Here is an 18,515-nt window from a genome sequence, read left to right on the forward strand (position 1 = left end):
CAAGCGGCTAATCATGATGTTCGTAAGTTTGCTTTTGTTTCTGCTTTTTCTTCATTTTTAACGTTGAATAAACCGAGAATACAGCTAACACGATAAACGCGAGAGCAATAGGACGCTCATAAAGGAAAGACCAACTGCCATCGTACATCAGCAGTGATTTTCTAAGGTTTGTTTCTGCCATTGGCCCTAAGATGATCGCAAGCAGAATCGGTGAAGAAGGGATATCCAGTTTAGTTAAGATAAAGCCAAGTAGACCGAAACCGATTGCAATACCCACATCAAACATCGAGTTGTTAATTGCGTAAGCGCCGACAATTGAAAGGAAGACAATGATTGGAATCATGATGATCTTCGGTACTTCAATGATTCGACAGAAGAAGCGAATACCCATTAAACCAATCACTAACATCACAAGGTTAGCGACCAACATTGAGCTGAACACGCCATAAACCACTTCGGGGTTTTGGGCGAATAGCAGTGGGCCTGGTGTGAGTCCTTGTACTATAAGTGCACCAAGAAGAACCGCTGCCACGGCATCTCCAGGAACACCTAGTGTTAATAACGGAACTAGCGAGCCACCCGTTACGCCGTTGTTTCCAGATTCAGCGGCTGCAAGGCCACGAACCGAGCCTTTACCAAACTCTTCTGGGTTCTTAGACGAACGTTTTGCTTCGTTGTAACAAACAAATGCAGATATATCAGCACCAGCACCCGGTACCGAGCCGATAGTTGTTCCCATCAAACCACTTTTTATGGCCGTTGGTAGCATTTCTTTGAGATCACTTTTACTTAATAGTTTGTGGTCAAATTTCGGTGCAACGACTTTCTTTTCAGAGAACAGCTTCTCTAGTTGGTTTAATGCCTCAGATAGAGCGAATAAACCAATTAAGACAGGGATGACATTGATTCCGCTGTAAAGATCCATGATGTCAAAAGTAAATCTTGGCACACTGCTGATTGGGTCGAGTCCAACAGTTGAAACCAATAATCCAATGGTTCCCGCAAGTAACCCTTTAAAAATGTTGTTCGAAGAAACACTCGCAATAATCGTTAAACCAAACAGAGCGAGTGCAAAATATTCTGGCGCATTAAAACGCAGTGCAAAGGTCGCTAATTTAGGCGCAATCGCGATGAGGACGATAGTACTTAACAGCCCGCCAATAAATGATGCAACAGCAGAAATACTTAATGCTCTTGCTGCTTGTCCTCTAACAGCCATAGTGTGACCGTCGAGTACACTTGCTGCAGAAGCCGGTGTTCCTGGGGTTTTAAGTAAAATTGCGGCAATTGAGCCACCGTAAATCCCACCAATGTATACACCAATTAACATCACAAGGGCTGAAGTCGGTTCCATGCCAAAGGTAAATGGAAGGAGAATTGCCACGCCCATTGTCGCTGTAAGTCCGGGTAGTGCGCCTAAAATAACGCCGCCCAGTACGCCAAAAACAAGGACAGGAAGCACTGCAAAGCTAACTGCAGTTGCGAGACCATCGATTAGATATTCAAACATATGACCTCCTAAGACCACGTTGCTTCAGGAAGCGCGATGTAGAACACCTCGCCAAATAGATAGTAAACCGCGAACACAAAGACAACGGCGACAACGTAATAGATTGGCTTCTTCACTTTGAAGTAAACGAGGTAGAACATAAATGCAATCAAACTAGCATAAAGGTAGCCAACTACACTGATGAGTAATGCGTAGCCAATAAGAAAAGCAACGCCGAAAATCGACATCTTGCTTATCATCACTTCTTGTTGTTCAGAGGCACCTTTTAATTTGTGTTGAACGATGAGAACAATACAGATAGCAATTTGGGCAATCACAATCACCATCGGGAAGAATTTTGCATCGACACTTGCATCTTGGTACATCGGACGATCAAATTGAGTGATCAGCGCGAACGCGATTGCGCTAAGGATAATGATGATAGAAGGGAAAACGACGTTTCGGTTTAAGTAAGAGTGAGAGTTAGACATGGAGTTTACCCCTAAAAAGTAAAGCAAGGGAAAGGTACAAACTAGTAACAGAGGCACAACTGATAAAAGCTGTGCCTCTGAACAAAGGTTATTGAATTAATTGAGTCAATGATTTTGTATCTTCTGCAACAAACTCAGTGAAGGCTTTGTCATCAAGATTGTGAATCGTCATTGCACCTTTCGCCATGAAAGTTTTGAACTCTTCACTTGCCATTGCTTCATCAAATGCAGCCCCCAACTTTTCGATTACTGCATCAGGTGTATCTTTTGGAGCACCAATACCGCGCCATGTACCTGTTACTACATCAATGCCTTGCTCTTTCAAAGTAGGAACATCTGGAATGTACTGAATACGTTCTTCAGACATGACACCTAATGCTTTTAGTTGGCCTGAACGAAGTTGAGCGATAGCTTCACCAGGAGTAACCATAGTGACGTCTGTGTGATGGCCTAGTACAGCAGGAATTGCTTCTGATGCACCGTTGTAAGGGATAGCGTTTAATTTAATGCCTTGATCTTTTTCAAGAGACATTAGGTAGAAGTTTGGCGCAGCGGTTGAAGCGAATTTTACGCTGCCTGGTTTTTCTTTGGCTTCCTTAATCAGGTCGTTAATCGTGTTGTATGGGCTATCTGCTGCAACCAATACGACCGCAGGATCTAAGTTAACTAAACGAATGAGTTTAAAGTCGTCAGCGGTATGACGCATCAAACCCATTTGAGGAAGTGAAGCGATTTCACGTGTTACTACTGTTAATGTGTAACCATCCGCACGCTGCTGAGCACCAAAGCTCATCCCAACTGCGCCTGCGCCACCAGTACGGTTCATGATTGAAATATTTTGCCCAAGAATGTCTTTCGCGCTATTTGCAAGAGTACGACCAACGGCATCGGTGCCGCCGCCCGCGCCAAATGGCACAACTAAGCGAATGTTTTTGCTTGGATAGTCAGCTGCAATTGACGTTGCAGAAACAAGTATACCGGCTGCTAGCATAATGGATTTTAATAGTTTACTCATAATAAGTACCTTCTGTTTCTAATTATTAGCGATATGTTTTTGTAGGGTTTTCTGCTTTTTCTGTTTGGTATTCGTGCATTGCTAACTGTTCAATAGCTACCGCTATCCAGCCACTGATCAGCATGTCATACCATTGTTGTACACCACTGCAGGCAACAACCACGTTTCCGTAAACAAACGAACCATAAAACAGTAAGTCTTCGTCACGTAGTGAAGATGGGTGTTGGGAGTGCAGTGTTAGATTGCTTGTCGATTCTCGCCACGCTTGTTGTGCTTTCTTACGGGCAAGGTGATCAAACTTGATTGTCCAGTTGTCAGGAGCTCCTAACGACTCTTCATATAGAATGGCGTCTTCAAAAGAGGCTTCCCAAGGCTTGAGGTGTGGATTCATAACGACAATATGCAGTTCTTTTCTATTCGTTCTTTCAAACAGCTTGTCGATAGAGGGTTTAACGATATCGATAGCGTCTTGAGTGATATCTTTCATTGATCGCATTCCACATGTCCTTACGTTTGGTAGATGAATATAGAATATTGTATGACAATAATTCTTCAATTAACGATGACTTGGAAGCGGGGAGCGATCACAAGTGAAAGTCTTCTAACTAGACTTCGATCTTGTTTTAACCATATTGTTTCGGAAATAGTGTGATTCTGGTCTTTTTTTGAGCTGGGTGTAAATGGACACAGATCCAGTTTTATTTTGGCTGATTTCCTAGATATAAACTCACCACCATATGCTCGCCGTTCTGTTAATTCATATGGGAGAAAATTTTGGCTTGATAATCGAGCGTCCTATAACACAACGAGTTATATGCGAACATGTCAGCGGCTCACCTGCAAGACGCTAACCACCGTTAAGCTAAACGGGTGTTTCAACTATTATGTGAACCACTTAAACGTCCCGATGAACCATTTATAGGTTCATCAAAACCAGTCAAAAAGGTATACCAAGTGAATGCTTTTTTTGTTTTTAAGAAGTGTGTTGCACCATGTGTAGCACGGTTTTGGTTCACTCCCGATTAACTCTTTCTTAAGGCAATTTTTCTTGTATACGTTTAGCGGTAGTTCTTTTTACCATCGTAATTAAGAGAATATTGCGGCGAGATTTGTGTTTTAGACACTCGATCTCTCCTCAAATAATTATGCACCATCCATGATTTTTCAATTTTTATCTTTTGAATCCATCATCATCTCAACAAGATATGTGGCTTCTATATTGAGTAACTTACGTAGAATTCTAATAGAATTAGCTACTCTCAATTGATATAAAACACTGGTTTATTGTGTGATAAATGAGGGTGATTCAGCTCTGATTTGGCTTTTATTATTTTTGAGAATTTTATATCTATATGTGTTTGGTTGTATTTGTTAATAAGTGTGCAAAGTCTCGCTTTTTTATAAGTCTTTGATTTTAATGGGTATGATGTTCTTTGGTCTTGGTTTTTTGAGTTTTCATCTCAAACACCAGTAATTTCCTTAATGGATTGGCCATATTCCATCCTATGTCATATATATAATTAACTTAATCAATCAAAATAAGATCGCCATCACTTATTTAGATTATTGTACTACAAATAAAGTTTGAGATTTCCTATAGTCCTCGTAACAAAATACAACGGACAAAGGATACACGATGGAACTCAACACGATTATTGTCGGCATTTATTTCCTATTCTTGATTGCGATAGGTTGGATGTTTAGAACATTTACAAGTACCACCAGTGACTACTTCCGCGGGGGCGGTAACATGTTGTGGTGGATGGTTGGTGCAACCGCCTTTATGACCCAGTTTAGTGCATGGACATTCACCGGTGCGGCAGGTAAAGCGTATAACGATGGTTTTGCAGTAGCGGTCATCTTCGTAGCCAACGCATTTGGTTACTTCATGAACTTCGCATATTTTGCTCCAAAGTTCCGTCAACTACGTGTAGTAACGGTAATCGAAGCAATTCGTATGCGTTTCGGTGCGACTAACGAACAAGTGTTCACTTGGTCTTCAATGCCAAACAGTGTTGTTTCTGCCGGTGTATGGTTAAACGCACTAGCAATCATCGCTTCTGGTATCTTCGGTTTCGACATGACAGCAACTATCTGGATTACCGGTTTGGTTGTATTGGCAATGTCTGTAACGGGTGGTTCATGGGCGGTAATTGCATCTGACTTTATGCAGATGGTTATCATCATGGCAGTAACCGTGACATGTGCTGTTGTTGCTGTTGTTCAAGGTGGCGGTGTTGGTGAAATCGTGAATAACTTCCCTGTAGCGGAAGGCGGTTCTTTCCTTTCTGGTAACAACATTAACTACTTAAGCATCTTCAGCATTTGGGCATTCTTCATCTTCGTGAAGCAGTTCTCTATTACTAACAACATGCTTAACTCTTACCGTTACCTAGCGGCTAAAGACTCAAAGAACGCGAAGAAAGCGGCGCTACTAGCGTGTGTGCTAATGCTTTGTGGTGTATTTATCTGGTTCATGCCTTCTTGGTACATTGCAGGTCAAGGTGTCGACCTAGCAGCAGCTTACCCAGATGCAGGTAAGAAAGCGGGTGACTTTGCCTACCTATACTTCGTACAAGAGTACATGCCAGCAGGTATGGTTGGCCTTCTAGTTGCGGCGATGTTTGCAGCGACAATGTCTTCAATGGATTCTGGTCTAAACCGTAACTCGGGTATCTTTGTTAAGAACTTCTATGAACCAATCGTTCGTAAAGGTACGGCTAGCGAAAAAGAACTAGTAACGGTTTCTAAGATTACTTCTGCCGTGTTTGGTATTGCTATCATCCTTATTGCACAGTTCATCAACTCGCTTAAAGGTTTGAGCCTGTTCGATACCATGATGTATGTAGGCGCACTGATCGGCTTCCCAATGACAATTCCTGCATTCCTTGGCTTCTTTATTAAGAAGACTCCGGACTGGGCTGGTTGGGGTACGCTAGTGGTTGGTGGTTTTGTTTCTTACTACGTGGGTTTCGTTGTTAACGCTGAAATGGTGTCTTCAATCTTCGGTCTAGAAGAGCTAACAAGCCGTGAATGGTCTGATGTTAAGGTTGCTATCGGTCTGATTGCTCACATTACGCTGACAGGTGGTTTCTTCATCCTATCAACTCTGTTCTACAAGCCATTAACTGAGAAGCGTCAAGCAGACGTTGATAAGTTCTTCGGTAACCTGTCTACTCCATTAGTTGCGGAGTCAGCAGAGCAGAAAGTACTGGATAACAAACAGCGTGAAATGCTTGGTAAACTGATTGCGGTAGCGGGTGTCGGTATCATGCTAATGGCTCTACTCACTAACCCAATGTGGGGACGTCTAGTCTTCATACTTTGTGGTGTGATTGTTGGTGGTGTTGGTGTGCTATTGGTTAAAGCGGTCGATGACGGCGGCAAGCAAGCGAAAGCAGTAACTGAAAGCTAATACATAGAAAACGATTATAATAGAATGCGACGACTCGAAAGGGCGTCGCATTTTTTTGCTCTGCGAAACGGAAAAACGGTCAGGTGGAAGATATCTGACCTAAATCACGAAAACTGTACAAAATGGTTCAATCGAACCGAAATAGATTTAATTGTCCTACAATAAGACGTATATTATTGCTAATTCCTTTCAATCAACTTGAAAAATAAGTGAGTTAGAATGAGCGACCAAAAATCTCTTGATGCAATCAGGAAGATGAAGCTGGAGAATGATACTTCAGCAGGTAATCTTGTAGACCTACTCCCTATCGAAGTACAGAAACGTGACTTCGACCTATCATTCCTAGACAACTTGAGCGAAGCACGTCCACGTCTTCTTGTTCAAGCAGATCAGTTAGAAGAATTCAAAGCGAAAGTGAAAGCTGATGAAGCTCACTGCATGTTTGATGATTTCTACAATAACTCGACAGTTAAGTTCCTTGAGACTGCTCCTTTCGAAGAGCCTCAAGCGTACCCAGCTGACACGGTAGGCAAAGCTTCTCTATGGCGTCCTTACTGGCGTCAAATGTACGTTGATTGCCAAATGGCACTAAACGCGACACGTAACCTAGCAATTGCTGGTGTTGTGAAAGAAGACGAAGCGCTAATTGCTAAAGCAAAAGCTTGGACTCTAAAACTGTCTACGTACGATCCAGAAGGCGTGACTTCTCGTGGCTATAACGATGAAGCGGCTTTCCGTGTTATCGCGGCTATGGCTTGGGGTTACGACTGGCTACACGGCTACTTCACAGATGAAGAACGTCAGCAAGTTCAAGATGCTTTGATTGAGCGTCTAGACGAAATCATGCACCACCTGAAAGTGACGGTTGATCTATTGAACAACCCACTGAACAGCCACGGTGTTCGTTCTATCTCTTCTGCTATCATCCCAACGTGTATCGCGCTTTACCACGATCACCCGAAAGCAGGCGAGTACATTGCATACGCACTAGAATACTACGCAGTACACTACCCACCATGGGGCGGTGTAGACGGCGGTTGGGCTGAAGGTCCTGACTACTGGAACACGCAAACTGCATTCCTAGGCGAAGCATTCGACCTATTGAAAGCATACTGTGGCGTAGACATGTTCAACAAAACATTCTACGAAAACACAGGTGATTTCCCGCTTTACTGCATGCCTGTTCACTCTAAGCGCGCGAGCTTCTGTGACCAGTCTTCAATCGGTGATTTCCCAGGTCTAAAACTGGCTTACAACATCAAGCATTACGCAGGTGTTAACCAGAAGCCTGAGTATGTTTGGTACTACAACCAACTGAAAGGCCGTGATACTGAAGCACACACCAAATTCTACAACTTCGGTTGGTGGGACTTCGGTTACGATGATCTTCGCTTTAACTTCCTTTGGGATGCACCTGAAGAGAAAGCACCATCGAATGACCCACTGTTGAAAGTATTCCCAATCACGGGTTGGGCTGCATTCCACAACAAGATGACTGAGCGTGATAACCATATTCACATGGTATTCAAATGTTCTCCGTTTGGCTCAATCAGCCACTCTCACGGTGACCAAAACGCATTCACGTTGCATGCATTCGGTGAAACGCTAGCGTCAATCACTGGCTACTACGGTGGTTTCGGTGTTGATATGCACACTAAATGGCGTCGTCAAACGTTCTCTAAGAACCTTCCACTATTTGGCGGTAAAGGTCAGTACGGCGAGAACAAGAACACGGGCTACGAAAACCACCAAGATCGCTTCTGTATCGAAGCGGGCGGCAACATCTCTGATTTCGACACTGAATCTGATGTGAAGATGGTTGAAGGTGATGCGACAGCGTCTTACAAGTACTTCGTTCCTGAAATTGAATCTTACAAGCGTAAGGTCTGGTTTGTTCAAGGTAAAGTATTCGTAATGCAAGACAAGGCAACGCTTTCTGAAGAGAAAGACATGACTTGGCTAATGCATACAACTTTCGCAAACGACGTGGCAGACAAGTCTTTCACTATCCGTGGCGAAGTTGCGCACCTAGACGTAAACTTCATCAACGAGTCTGCTGATAACATCACGTCAGTTAAGAATGTTGAAGGTTTTGGCGAAGTTGACCCATACGAGTTCAAAGATCTTGAAATCCACCGTCACGTTGAAGTGGAATTCAAGCCATCGAAAGAGCACAACATCCTGACCCTTCTTGTTCCTAATAAGAACGAAGGCGAGCAAGTTGAAGTGTCTCACAAGCTTGAAGGTAACACGCTAATGCTAAATGTTGACGGTGAAACGGTTTCAATCGAACTGTAATTCGCTGAAGCAACAGAAGCTAGATATTAAAAACTCCGAGTGAAAGCTCGGAGTTTTTTTGTTTTGTTAGCTAGCAAGTTGGATACTCAGTTAAATTGTATTAGTTGGCAAAGTTGGGAACCCCATCAGGTTGAAACGAAACTAATTGGCTGAGAAATCAATCGCTTCTCGATGCCAAGTCAGTAGATCGAGGGCTAAACCTGGAAGTTGATATACACAAAGACTGTGTATGTACTTAGCCACTATGCTTAATGAAAGGTGCAGGAGTAGTATACGAGACCTATATTTATCGTTCTGTTAAAAGAATAGGGCGCCAACCCCTTTTTCGTAAAAACTGATATGACTTACTTCTGCGTGAACAGTCTAATCACTGGCTGAGTAGGGGAGTCGTGAACTATACATAGGTAAAGGCGTAGCTTGTGCTTACTAATCGTATGACATTTAACGTATGTTATTTCATCAATAGACGGTTTTTAAACTGGCAAATAGTTCCTGTAAGTACAAAGCGTGCCCCATATTTTCTCGTAAAGTGAACCCCCGTCACAACTTGCGTCTAAGCATTGAAGGATTACCCTAAAACTATTGCGTAACGAGAAAGACGTAGTTATTATAATGAGCATATAATCATACAATACTATATTTGGAGTTTGAACATGACTAAACCTGTAATCGGTTTCATTGGCCTAGGTCTTATGGGCGGCAACATGGTTGAAAACCTGCAAAAGCGCGGCTACCACGTAAACGTAATGGATCTAAGCGCTGAAGCTGTTGCTCGCGTTACAGATCGCGGCAACGCAACTGCATTCACTTCTGCTAAAGAACTAGCGGCTGCAAGTGATATCGTTCAGTTTTGTCTTACAACTTCTGCTGTTGTTGAAAAAATCGTTTACGGCGAAGACGGCGTTCTAGCTGGCATCAAAGAAGGCGCAGTATTAGTAGACTTCGGTACTTCTATCCCTGCTTCTACTAAGAAAATCGGCGCAGCTCTAGCTGAAAAAGGCGCGGGCATGATCGACGCACCTCTAGGCCGTACTCCGGCACACGCTAAAGATGGTCTTCTGAACATCATGGCTGCTGGCGACATGGAAACTTTCAACAAAGTTAAACCTGTTCTTGAAGAGCAAGGCGAAAACGTATTCCACCTAGGTGCTCTAGGTTCTGGTCACGTTACTAAGCTTGTAAACAACTTCATGGGTATGACGACTGTTGCGACTATGTCTCAAGCTTTCGCTGTTGCTCAACGCGCTGGTGTTGATGGCCAACAACTGTTTGACATCATGTCTGCAGGTCCATCTAACTCACCATTCATGCAATTCTGTAAGTTCTACGCAGTAGACGGCGAAGAGAAGCTAGGTTTCTCTGTTGCTAACGCTAACAAAGATCTTGGTTACTTCCTTGCTCTTTGTGAAGAGCTAGGTACTGAGTCTCTAATTGCTCAAGGTACTGCAACTAGCCTACAAGCTGCTGTTGACGCAGGAATGGGTAACAACGACGTACCAGTAATCTTCGACTACTTCGCTAAACTAGAGAAGTAATCGACGTACGACCTCGCTAGGGTATTGCCTGTCTTTTTAGGCGGCGATACCTCAGCGAGGTTCGTTTTTATCTGCCATACCCAACCCTTTGTTCCCTCGTTAAACTCTTCTACTTCTACTTCCTCAGCTACACCGACTCAAAACTCTGTTCAACTTTGTTACTGCCTCAATTCCTATTTTTGTATCTATATCTATATCTATATCTATTTGTAAATTCAAAGCCTTTCTAGCACCAACTCACTCACTTTTCCTCGCAAGCTTAAACCAGTGCACTTAACTGATTGTTGGCGATGGCTTAACACCGCTCGTATATCGGGTCTGAAAAGAAAGTAAAAAAAACCCACACAGCTGGTGACTGTATGGGCATGTTCGGACGAGCCGTCTGGAAAAACAAATGATCAATAGAAAGTGAAAAAACGAATAACGAGATCCCCCGACAGTTTCTACGTTAAACGAGTTCAATGACCTTAAAGCGGCTGCTTCAATTATCACTTTGAACTGAACAAAAGCATCCAGAAAGAACTTAAGTTATGATTCAAATACACCATAAATTAAGGCTTATTGTATTACAAATAAATTTTAAGATTGAATGCCTTGAGTGAATGGTTGGTTAGTGAAAATGTGACCTAAGGCTCACTTTCCTAATCAGGTGACCGAAAGTGATATGAATAATTTGAGTGGAGGCATTATCGGCGAAGTTGTGAGGTAATAATCTGAAAGTTGATCATTTTTAATTGGTTAATTATTCCTTTCTAATCATGTTAAAAGTTCAAACTCATAAATGATACCTATGTCACAGGGTGATTTTAACCAGTTTTGATATGTCAAGATTGCTCACAGAAAGTGCAGTCAATTAAACATACAATATTAATTAAATTGATGGTTGTGACGATGGAACGGCATGAACAAGTTTTGCTTCCCGTATCTTCGAATATCTAAAAAATGACCATTTCATTCGGATAAAAATAATAGACATAGGTTGATATGGATTATGAGTTTTATGAATTCAAAATTGTCTCTAGGGTTTAAAGGAAAATTGATTTTAATGGTGGCGATCGTCAGTTCCAGTGCCTTGGCATTTACGAACTGGTTCACGCTTAACTTGGCGACTGATCAAGTAAACCAAACGATTTATAACGAGATTGATCACTCGTTAACGATAGAAATTAATCAGATTGAAAGCACCGTCCAGCGCACCATCGATACGGTCAATTCCGTTGCACAAGAGTTCATGAAATCCCCATACCAAGTACCAAACGAAGCGCTGATGCATTTTGCCGCTAAGCTCGGTGGTATTGACAAGATTGTAGTGGGTTTTGATGATGGTCGTTCTTACACTTCTCGTCCTTCAGAGTCTTTCCCAAACGGTGTTGGAATCAAAGAAAAATACAACCCAACGACTCGTCCTTGGTATCAACAAGCGAAATTGAAATCAGGTTTATCTTTTAGTGATCTGTTTTTCACCAAGAGTACTCAAGTACCTATGATTGGTGTGACTTACACCTATCAAGATCGCGTCATCATGGCAGACATTCGATTTGATGATTTGGAAACTCAGCTCAAACAGCTAGATAGCATCTACGAAGCCAAAGGTATCATCGTGGATGAGAGAGGGATGGTAATTGCATCCACAATAGAAAACGTGCTTCCACAGAGCAATATATCTTCTGCTGACGCCTTAATGAAACTCAATGAAGCTATTGAACTACCTGACCAATTCATTGAAGGTATGATTGATGGTAATCAGCGAATCTTGATGGCTAAGAAGGTCGATATTGGCAGCCAGAAAGAGTGGTACATGATTTCTAGTATTGATCCTGAACTTGCGCTCGATCAGCTGAATGGTGTGATGTCGGATGCTCGAATGCTGATTATTGCCTGTGTGTTGGGGTCGGTCATATTGATGACTTTACTCCTGAATCGTTTCTACCGCCCAATCGTGTCATTGCGTAAGATTGTTCACGACCTTTCTCAAGGTAATGGCGACCTGACCCAAAGGCTCGCAGAGAAAGGTAATGACGACCTAGGACACATCGCCAAAGACATCAACTTGTTCATCATTGGTCTGCAAGAGATGGTTAAGGACGTCAAATTTAAGAACTCGGATCTCGATACTAAGGTACTGAGTATTCGTGAAGGTTGTAAAGAAACCAGCGATGTACTGAAAGTTCACACTGATGAAACGGTTCAAGTGGTCTCTGCAATTAACGGCTTATCTGAAGCATCAAACGAAGTCGAGAAGAACTCACAGTTTGCGGCAGAAGCAGCGCAAGATGCGGCCGTGTCCAGTGACGAGACTAAGCAAATTAACACTGTGACCGAAACGTACATCAGTGATCTTGAGAAGCAAGTCTGCACCACCTCTGATGATATTCGCTCAATGGCGAATGAAACGCAGAGCATCCAGTCTATCGTGTCTGTGATTGGAGGAATTGCGGAACAAACTAATTTGCTGGCATTGAATGCGTCAATTGAAGCGGCGAGAGCGGGTGAGCATGGTCGAGGTTTTGCTGTCGTGGCTGACGAAGTCCGTGCGCTAGCAAACCGAACTCAAATCAGCACCTCTGAAATCGAAGAGGCGTTATCTGGGTTGCAATCTAAATCGGATGGCTTGGTTAAATCGATCGAGTTAACGAAGAGCAATTGTGAGATGACTCGTGCTCAAGTTGTGCAAGCGGTAAACATGCTAGCGAAGCTGACGGAACAGATGAAAACCGTGAGTCACTTCAACAACGATATCTCTGCTTCTTCTGTCGAGCAAAATGCCTTGATTCATAGTATCGCTAAGAACATGCATAAGATTGAAAGCTTCGTTGAGGAACTCAATAAGCTAAGCCAAGATCAACTGACAGAGTCGGCTGAAATCAAAACACTGAATGGCAGCGTTAGCGAGCTAATGAGTAGCTTTAAAGTCTAACGTTTCTATTAATAAACACTAAAAATCAATGTTTTAATTGTGGCTTTTAGCCTGAGAGCCACTCCAAACCTGTCGAGTTTAGAGTGGCCTTTCTGCGTTGTTTTTGTCTCTAAATCCTCGGTAGCGCCACCTCATATCACCTCATTTGTCGCATCTCACATTATGATAAATAGATAATTGACATAAAATAGTACAAATATATCTTATCACTCTACTCTTATGGATAAGTGAGATAAATGTGAATAAGCCAACCCTCATCGTCGCTCTCGCTTCACTCACCTATGGCTGCGGTGGAAGCAGTTCAAATAGCTCAAGTGATAGCGATGACCCTTCTGATAACACCAGTCCAGGAACGTCTTATGGCGTTGTTGCGCCTTATGATATTGCTAAGTATCAAAACATCCTCTCCAGTTCTGACCTTCAGGTATCGGATCCTAACGGCACAGAGGGCAACAAAACCTCTGAAGTGAAAGATGGCGATTTCGATGGTTACATCAGTAATTACTTTTACGCAGATGAAGAGACGGAAAACCTAATTTTTAAAATGGCGAACTATAAGATGCGTTCTGAGGTTCGTGAGGGAGAAAACTTCGATATCAATGAAACGGGTGTAAGACGAAGCTTGTATGCGGAAATAAGCTTACCTGATATCGAGCATGCAATGGCGAGTTCACCTGCCGACCATGATGAAGTGACGTTGCTGCAGATACACAATAAGGGGACTGATGAGAGTGGTACGGGTTATATCCCTCATCCGCTATTGCGTGTGGTTTGGGAGCAAGAACGAGATGGCCTCACAGGTCACTACTGGGCAGTCATGAAAAACAATGCCATTGATTGTAGCAGCGCTGCTGACTCTTCGGATTGTTATGCCACGTCATACAATCGCTACGATTTAGGTGAGGCGGAATTGGACAGTTTTACCAAATTTGATCTTTCTGTTTATGAGAACACACTGTCGCTCAAAGTGAATGATGAAGTAAAAGTGAATCAAGACATCGCTTACTGGCAGCATTTATTGAGCTACTTCAAAGCGGGTATCTATAACCAATTTGAGAATGGTGAAGCGATTGCTTACTATCAGGCGTTGAGATACACCACGACTCAAATCGATGGATCAAACGATTGGGACATTAATGATTGGAAGCTGACTATTCCACCGAGTAAGGATGATTGGTATGGAAGCGGTGGTGACAGTGCTGCTGAGTTAGAACCAGAACGTTGTGAATCGAGTAAAGATCTTCTTTCAAATGACAGCGATGTGTACGACAGTGATATTGATCTTTCTTACTTCAATACTGATGAAGGAAGAATGCACTTTAGAGCGGATATGGGATACGGCACCTCTACCCAAAACTCTAGCTATATTCGCTCTGAGCTCAGGGAGTTGTATCAAAGCAGTGTTCAACCGGATTGTAGCACCAGCGATGAAGATACAAGTTGGTATTTGGACGACACTAGAACGAACGCTACCAGTCACGAGTTAACCGCAAGCTTGCGAATTGAAGATTACCCGAACATCAACAATCAAGATCCAAAAGTGGTACTTGGACAAATCCATGGTTGGAAGATCAATCAAGCATTGGTGAAACTGTTATGGGAAGGCGAGAGTAAGCCAGTAAGAGTGATACTGAACTCTGATTTTGAGCGCAACAACCAAGACTGTGATCATTGTGACCCGTTCAGTGTCGAGTTAGGGACTTATTCGGCAAGTGAAGAGTGGCGATATACGATTCGAGCCAATCAAGAAGGTATCTACTTGGCGACTCATGATTTAGATGGAACCAACACCGTTTCTCATTTAATCCCTTGGGGACAAGATTACACAGATAAAGATGGGGACACGGTTTCGTTAACATCAGATTGGACATCGACAGACATCGCTTTCTATTTCAAAGCAGGCATCTATCCACAATTTAAGCCTGATAGCGACTATGCGGGTGAAGTGTTTGATGTGAGCTTTAGTTCTCTTAGAGCTGAACACTATTTGAATTAGCTAACGTTTGAGTAACAACAATGACTGCTTTAAAGACCATATTGATTCCTAACAATGTGGTCTTTTTTTAACTGCTGCGACACTGTTAAATGAGATGTTCTGAACGATAAATGCTCTGCTCGAGTGATGCACATTCTCACCATTACCGCTCGGATTTTTCGCCCTTGATAGCCCATTTCGCATTCTAAATTTTCATATGTTGTCTTTTATCAATAGGAAGTGTGATCCAGTTAAAGTATGGAAAAATCGGAAAGTGTTCCTAGTCTCATTTATCCAACGAAGTGTTTTATTTGTATTATAAGATTACGTAATATTTTCATGTTATCGCAAATACTGATAGGTGAATCGCCTTATAGCTCGTGTTTGCTGATTTAGCTTTCACTTACGAACGCTGTCTTTGTATTATAATAATGGATTAAATATGAAACAAATTACTCTAAAAACTTTACTCGCTTCTTCTATTCTACTTGCGGTTGGTTGTGCGAGCACGAGCACGCCTACTGCTGATTTTCCAAATAACAAAGAAACTGGTGAAGCGCTTCTGACGCCAGTTGCTGTTTCCGCTAGTAGCCATGATGGTAACGGACCTGATCGTCTCGTTGACCAAGACCTAACTACACGTTGGTCTTCAGCGGGTGACGGTGAGTGGGCAATGCTAGATTATGGTTCAGTTCAAGAATTTGACGCTGTTCAAGCATCTTTCAGTAAAGGTAATGAGCGCCAATCTAAGTTTGATATCCAAGTGAGTGTCGATGGTGAAACCTGGACGACGGTACTTGAGAACCAACTGAGTTCTGGTAAAGCTATCGGTCTTGAGCGTTTCCAATTTGAGCCTGCGGTAAAAGCACGTTACGTAAGATATGTTGGTCACGGCAACACCAAAAACGGTTGGAACAGTGTGACAGGATTAGCCGCAGTTAACTGTAGCATTAACGCATGTCCTGCTAGCCATATCATCACTTCAGACGTGGTAGCAGCAGAAGCAGTTATTATCGCTGAAATGAAAGCGGCAGAAAAAGCACGTAAAGCAGCGCGTAAAGATCTACGCTCTGGTAACTTCGGCGTAGCAGCGGTTTACCCTTGTGAGACGTCAGTTGAATGTGATACTCGCAGCGCACTACCTGTTCCGACAGGCCTACCAGCAACACCAGTTGCAGGTAATGCACCGAGCGAAAACTTCGACATGACTCATTGGTACCTGTCTCAGCCATTCGATCATGACAAAAACGGCAAGCCTGATGATGTGTCTGAGTGGAACCTTGCAAACGGTTACCAGCACCCAGAAATCTTCTACACAGCGGACGATGGCGGCCTAGTATTCAAGGCTTATGTGAAAGGTGTACGTACCTCTAAAAACACTAAGTACGCACGTACTGAGCTTCGTGAGATGATGCGTCGTGGTGACCAGTCTATCAGTACGAAAGGTGTTAACAAGAACAACTGGGTATTCTCAAGTGCACCTGAATCTGATTTAGAAGCTGCGGCAGGTATCGATGGCGTTCTAGAAGCGACATTGAAAATCGACCACGCGACAACAACGGGTAATGCGAATGAAGTAGGTCGCTTTATCATTGGTCAGATTCACGATCAAAACGATGAGCCGATTCGTTTGTACTACCGTAAATTGCCAAACCAACCAACGGGCGCAGTTTACTTTGCACACGAAAGCCAAGACGCAACAAAAGAGGATTTCTACCCTCTAGTGGGCGATATGACGGCTGAAGTGGGCGAAGATGGTATCGCGCTTGGTGAAGTGTTCAGCTACCGCATTGATGTTAAAGGCAACACGATGACTGTAACGCTAATGCGTGAAGGCAAAGACGATGTTGTACAAGTGGTTGATATGAGCAACAGTGGCTACGATGCAGGCGGCAAGTACATGTACTTCAAGGCCGGTGTTTACAACCAAAACATCAGCGGCGACCTAGACGATTACTCACAAGCGACTTTCTACCAGCTAGACGTATCGCACGATCAATACCAAAAGTAATCTAACCGAATAACACTTAATATTAAAGCTATCGCAATAGCCTCCAGCTCGTAGAGTTCGGAGGCTTTTTTGTGTCTGCTGGTTGAGTGGAAGTTATCAGTTACCATTAAACGTCCAACTAACGTTTTGACCAGTGAGCTCAATTCCTATTTTGAGATTTCCCTGTTCTACTTTCCTTAGCGAACCTTGGGTTTATCCTCGATAGTTTATTCTAGAAAGCTTAACGTGAGAAAAGGGGTATCAATTTATGATTAGCCCCAAATATTGGCTTAGTCACTTCTGGACCATGAAGCTGAGGAGCATACCTCCCGTAGGCGTTTCGATCGACCTCTTGAACCTTAAAGGTCAATGTGTTGTAACTAGCGATTGGTAGCTATTGCAGGGAGTACAGAGTCCTTGGTGGAAACTCAGGTCATAGGAGTCTCGTTGTCACCTTCAGAGGACTTTACGAATGGTCGAATAGAAGAGATAGATGTAAAATATTATTCTCAGTTGCTTATGGGAGTAGGTGACTTTGGTCTTATAAAGGCAGAAAGAAGAGTAGTATTCACTAGGTTATTTTGAGGTTTACCTCTTTTGTTCACTGTCATGATTTTATAGTTACAAAAAAGCCAGCAACAAACGCTGCTGGCTAGAGTACTTAGTTATGAATTTAACTATTCTGCATTAAAACCGAATTGGTTTGCGCGTGCAGCCACTTCATCAGCAGTTAACACATCGTTAAAGAACGCTGCATTATCAATTACACCCTCTAAGTTTTTCTGAGAGCTGTTAGAGCCACCGCCAATATAGACTTTATCGCCGTCTTTAGTATTAGGAACAAAAGTTAAACCAGTTGCTTCTTTCTCAAGTACACCATTGATGTATAGCTTGGCTTCGCCATTATTGAACGTCGCTAGGATATGCATGAAGGTATCATTTGTTAAGACCGTTTCTGCTTCCACTGATGTCGAACCAGAGCCATCATATATGCGGAATTTAGGTTTTAAGGAAGTTTTATCAATAATTAACTTGTAGCCGGTGTTGCTGTCTGTATTTTCTAGCAACTGTAGATCTTGGTCAACAGTAGGGTTGAAGGTTACATCATCAACACTAAACACGATTTCCATAGAGTACGTACCATCTTCAAACGCTAGTGGGTCTGAGGTACTGTCCATTGTCGTGTAGTAATAACCGTAAGATCCACTATCAGTTGATTGAGTAATATGTACAGCGCCACCAGTTGATGCAGCACCATCTACAACCTGTTTAGGGTTACTGTCGTCTTTACTTGTTGTGAGAGTTTTGCCAAGTGCAGTACCGCCGTCTACATCTGAGAAGTTCCATTCAAAATCCGCTTGTGCAATATTTCCGTCACCGTCACCGTCAC

General features: G+C 42.8%; 11 protein-coding genes. 6 read left to right on the top strand and 5 right to left on the bottom strand.

Annotation, left to right across the window (positions count from 1 at the left end; all coding sequences use genetic code 11):
• Nucleotides 1-7: 7 nt before the first annotated feature.
• The 4 genes from AB4323_RS20900 to AB4323_RS20915 all read right to left on the bottom strand — a co-directional run bounded on the left by AB4323_RS20900 (nucleotide 8) and on the right by AB4323_RS20915 (nucleotide 3,491).
• Nucleotides 8-1,510 carry a tripartite tricarboxylate transporter permease gene (locus tag AB4323_RS20900; RefSeq protein WP_372106155.1) on the bottom strand — a complete coding sequence of 501 codons (1,503 nt, stop codon included), beginning with the start codon at nucleotides 1,508-1,510 and terminating at the stop codon, nucleotides 8-10.
• An 8-nt stretch (nucleotides 1,511-1,518) separates the two neighbouring features.
• Nucleotides 1,519-1,980, bottom strand: coding sequence for a tripartite tricarboxylate transporter TctB family protein (locus AB4323_RS20905; protein ID WP_372106156.1), 462 nt, complete (start codon nucleotides 1,978-1,980; stop codon nucleotides 1,519-1,521).
• A gap of 88 nt (nucleotides 1,981-2,068) precedes the next feature.
• Nucleotides 2,069-2,995 carry a tripartite tricarboxylate transporter substrate binding protein gene (locus AB4323_RS20910; RefSeq protein WP_010438355.1) on the bottom strand — a complete coding sequence of 309 codons (927 nt, stop codon included), beginning with the start codon at nucleotides 2,993-2,995 and terminating at the stop codon, nucleotides 2,069-2,071.
• Nucleotides 2,996-3,020: 25 nt separating this feature from the next.
• A complete protein-coding gene (locus tag AB4323_RS20915; RefSeq protein ID WP_016785024.1) occupies nucleotides 3,021-3,491 on the bottom strand; it encodes a hypothetical protein in 471 nt (156 codons plus the stop codon).
• Between the two features lie 1,140 nt (nucleotides 3,492-4,631).
• Between AB4323_RS20915 and AB4323_RS20920 the strand changes: the two genes are divergently transcribed.
• The 6 genes from AB4323_RS20920 (at nucleotide 4,632) to AB4323_RS20945 (ending at nucleotide 17,146) form a co-directional block, all read left to right on the top strand.
• Entirely contained in the window at nucleotides 4,632-6,410 is a 1,779-nt protein-coding gene (locus AB4323_RS20920; RefSeq protein WP_102332117.1) for a sodium:solute symporter family transporter, read from the top strand.
• 219 nt (nucleotides 6,411-6,629) lie between these two features.
• Entirely contained in the window at nucleotides 6,630-8,708 is a 2,079-nt protein-coding gene (locus AB4323_RS20925) for a DUF4962 domain-containing protein (protein ID WP_017061476.1), read from the top strand.
• Between the two features lie 653 nt (nucleotides 8,709-9,361).
• A complete protein-coding gene (locus AB4323_RS20930) occupies nucleotides 9,362-10,243 on the top strand; it encodes an NAD(P)-dependent oxidoreductase (protein ID WP_004733521.1) in 882 nt (293 codons plus the stop codon).
• A 1,045-nt stretch (nucleotides 10,244-11,288) separates the two neighbouring features.
• Entirely contained in the window at nucleotides 11,289-13,160 is a 1,872-nt protein-coding gene (locus AB4323_RS20935) for a methyl-accepting chemotaxis protein (protein ID WP_372153279.1), read from the top strand.
• Between the two features lie 238 nt (nucleotides 13,161-13,398).
• Nucleotides 13,399-15,156 carry a polysaccharide lyase family 7 protein gene (locus tag AB4323_RS20940; protein ID WP_372153269.1) on the top strand — a complete coding sequence of 586 codons (1,758 nt, stop codon included), beginning with the start codon at nucleotides 13,399-13,401 and terminating at the stop codon, nucleotides 15,154-15,156.
• A gap of 421 nt (nucleotides 15,157-15,577) precedes the next feature.
• Nucleotides 15,578-17,146, top strand: a complete 1,569-nt coding sequence (locus AB4323_RS20945; protein WP_372153271.1) for a polysaccharide lyase family 7 protein — start codon at nucleotides 15,578-15,580, stop codon at nucleotides 17,144-17,146.
• Nucleotides 17,147-17,802: 656 nt separating this feature from the next.
• On the opposite strand, the gene AB4323_RS20950 is transcribed toward AB4323_RS20945, so the two are convergent.
• Nucleotides 17,803-18,515: LamG domain-containing protein (locus tag AB4323_RS20950; RefSeq protein ID WP_372153273.1), on the bottom strand; the 713-nt coding region annotated here is incomplete at its 5' end.

Source organism: Vibrio sp. 10N.261.52.C11, from assembly GCF_041471405.1.
GTDB lineage: Bacteria > Pseudomonadota > Gammaproteobacteria > Enterobacterales > Vibrionaceae > Vibrio > Vibrio crassostreae_C.

Excerpts from the sequence above, each read along its gene's own strand:
- AB4323_RS20900 (WP_372106155.1), bottom strand. The coding sequence starts at position 1,510 with ATGTTTGAATATCTAATCGATGGTCTCGCAACTGCAGTTAGCTTTGCA.
- AB4323_RS20905 (WP_372106156.1), bottom strand. The coding sequence starts at position 1,980 with ATGTCTAACTCTCACTCTTACTTAAACCGAAACGTCGTTTTCCCTTCT.
- AB4323_RS20910 (WP_010438355.1), bottom strand. The coding sequence starts at position 2,995 with ATGAGTAAACTATTAAAATCCATTATGCTAGCAGCCGGTATACTTGTT.
- AB4323_RS20915 (WP_016785024.1), bottom strand. The coding sequence starts at position 3,491 with ATGCGATCAATGAAAGATATCACTCAAGACGCTATCGATATCGTTAAA.
- AB4323_RS20920 (WP_102332117.1), top strand. The coding sequence starts at position 4,632 with ATGGAACTCAACACGATTATTGTCGGCATTTATTTCCTATTCTTGATT.
- AB4323_RS20925 (WP_017061476.1), top strand. The coding sequence starts at position 6,630 with ATGAGCGACCAAAAATCTCTTGATGCAATCAGGAAGATGAAGCTGGAG.
- AB4323_RS20930 (WP_004733521.1), top strand. The coding sequence starts at position 9,362 with ATGACTAAACCTGTAATCGGTTTCATTGGCCTAGGTCTTATGGGCGGC.
- AB4323_RS20935 (WP_372153279.1), top strand. The coding sequence starts at position 11,289 with ATGGTGGCGATCGTCAGTTCCAGTGCCTTGGCATTTACGAACTGGTTC.
- AB4323_RS20945 (WP_372153271.1), top strand. The coding sequence starts at position 15,578 with ATGAAACAAATTACTCTAAAAACTTTACTCGCTTCTTCTATTCTACTT.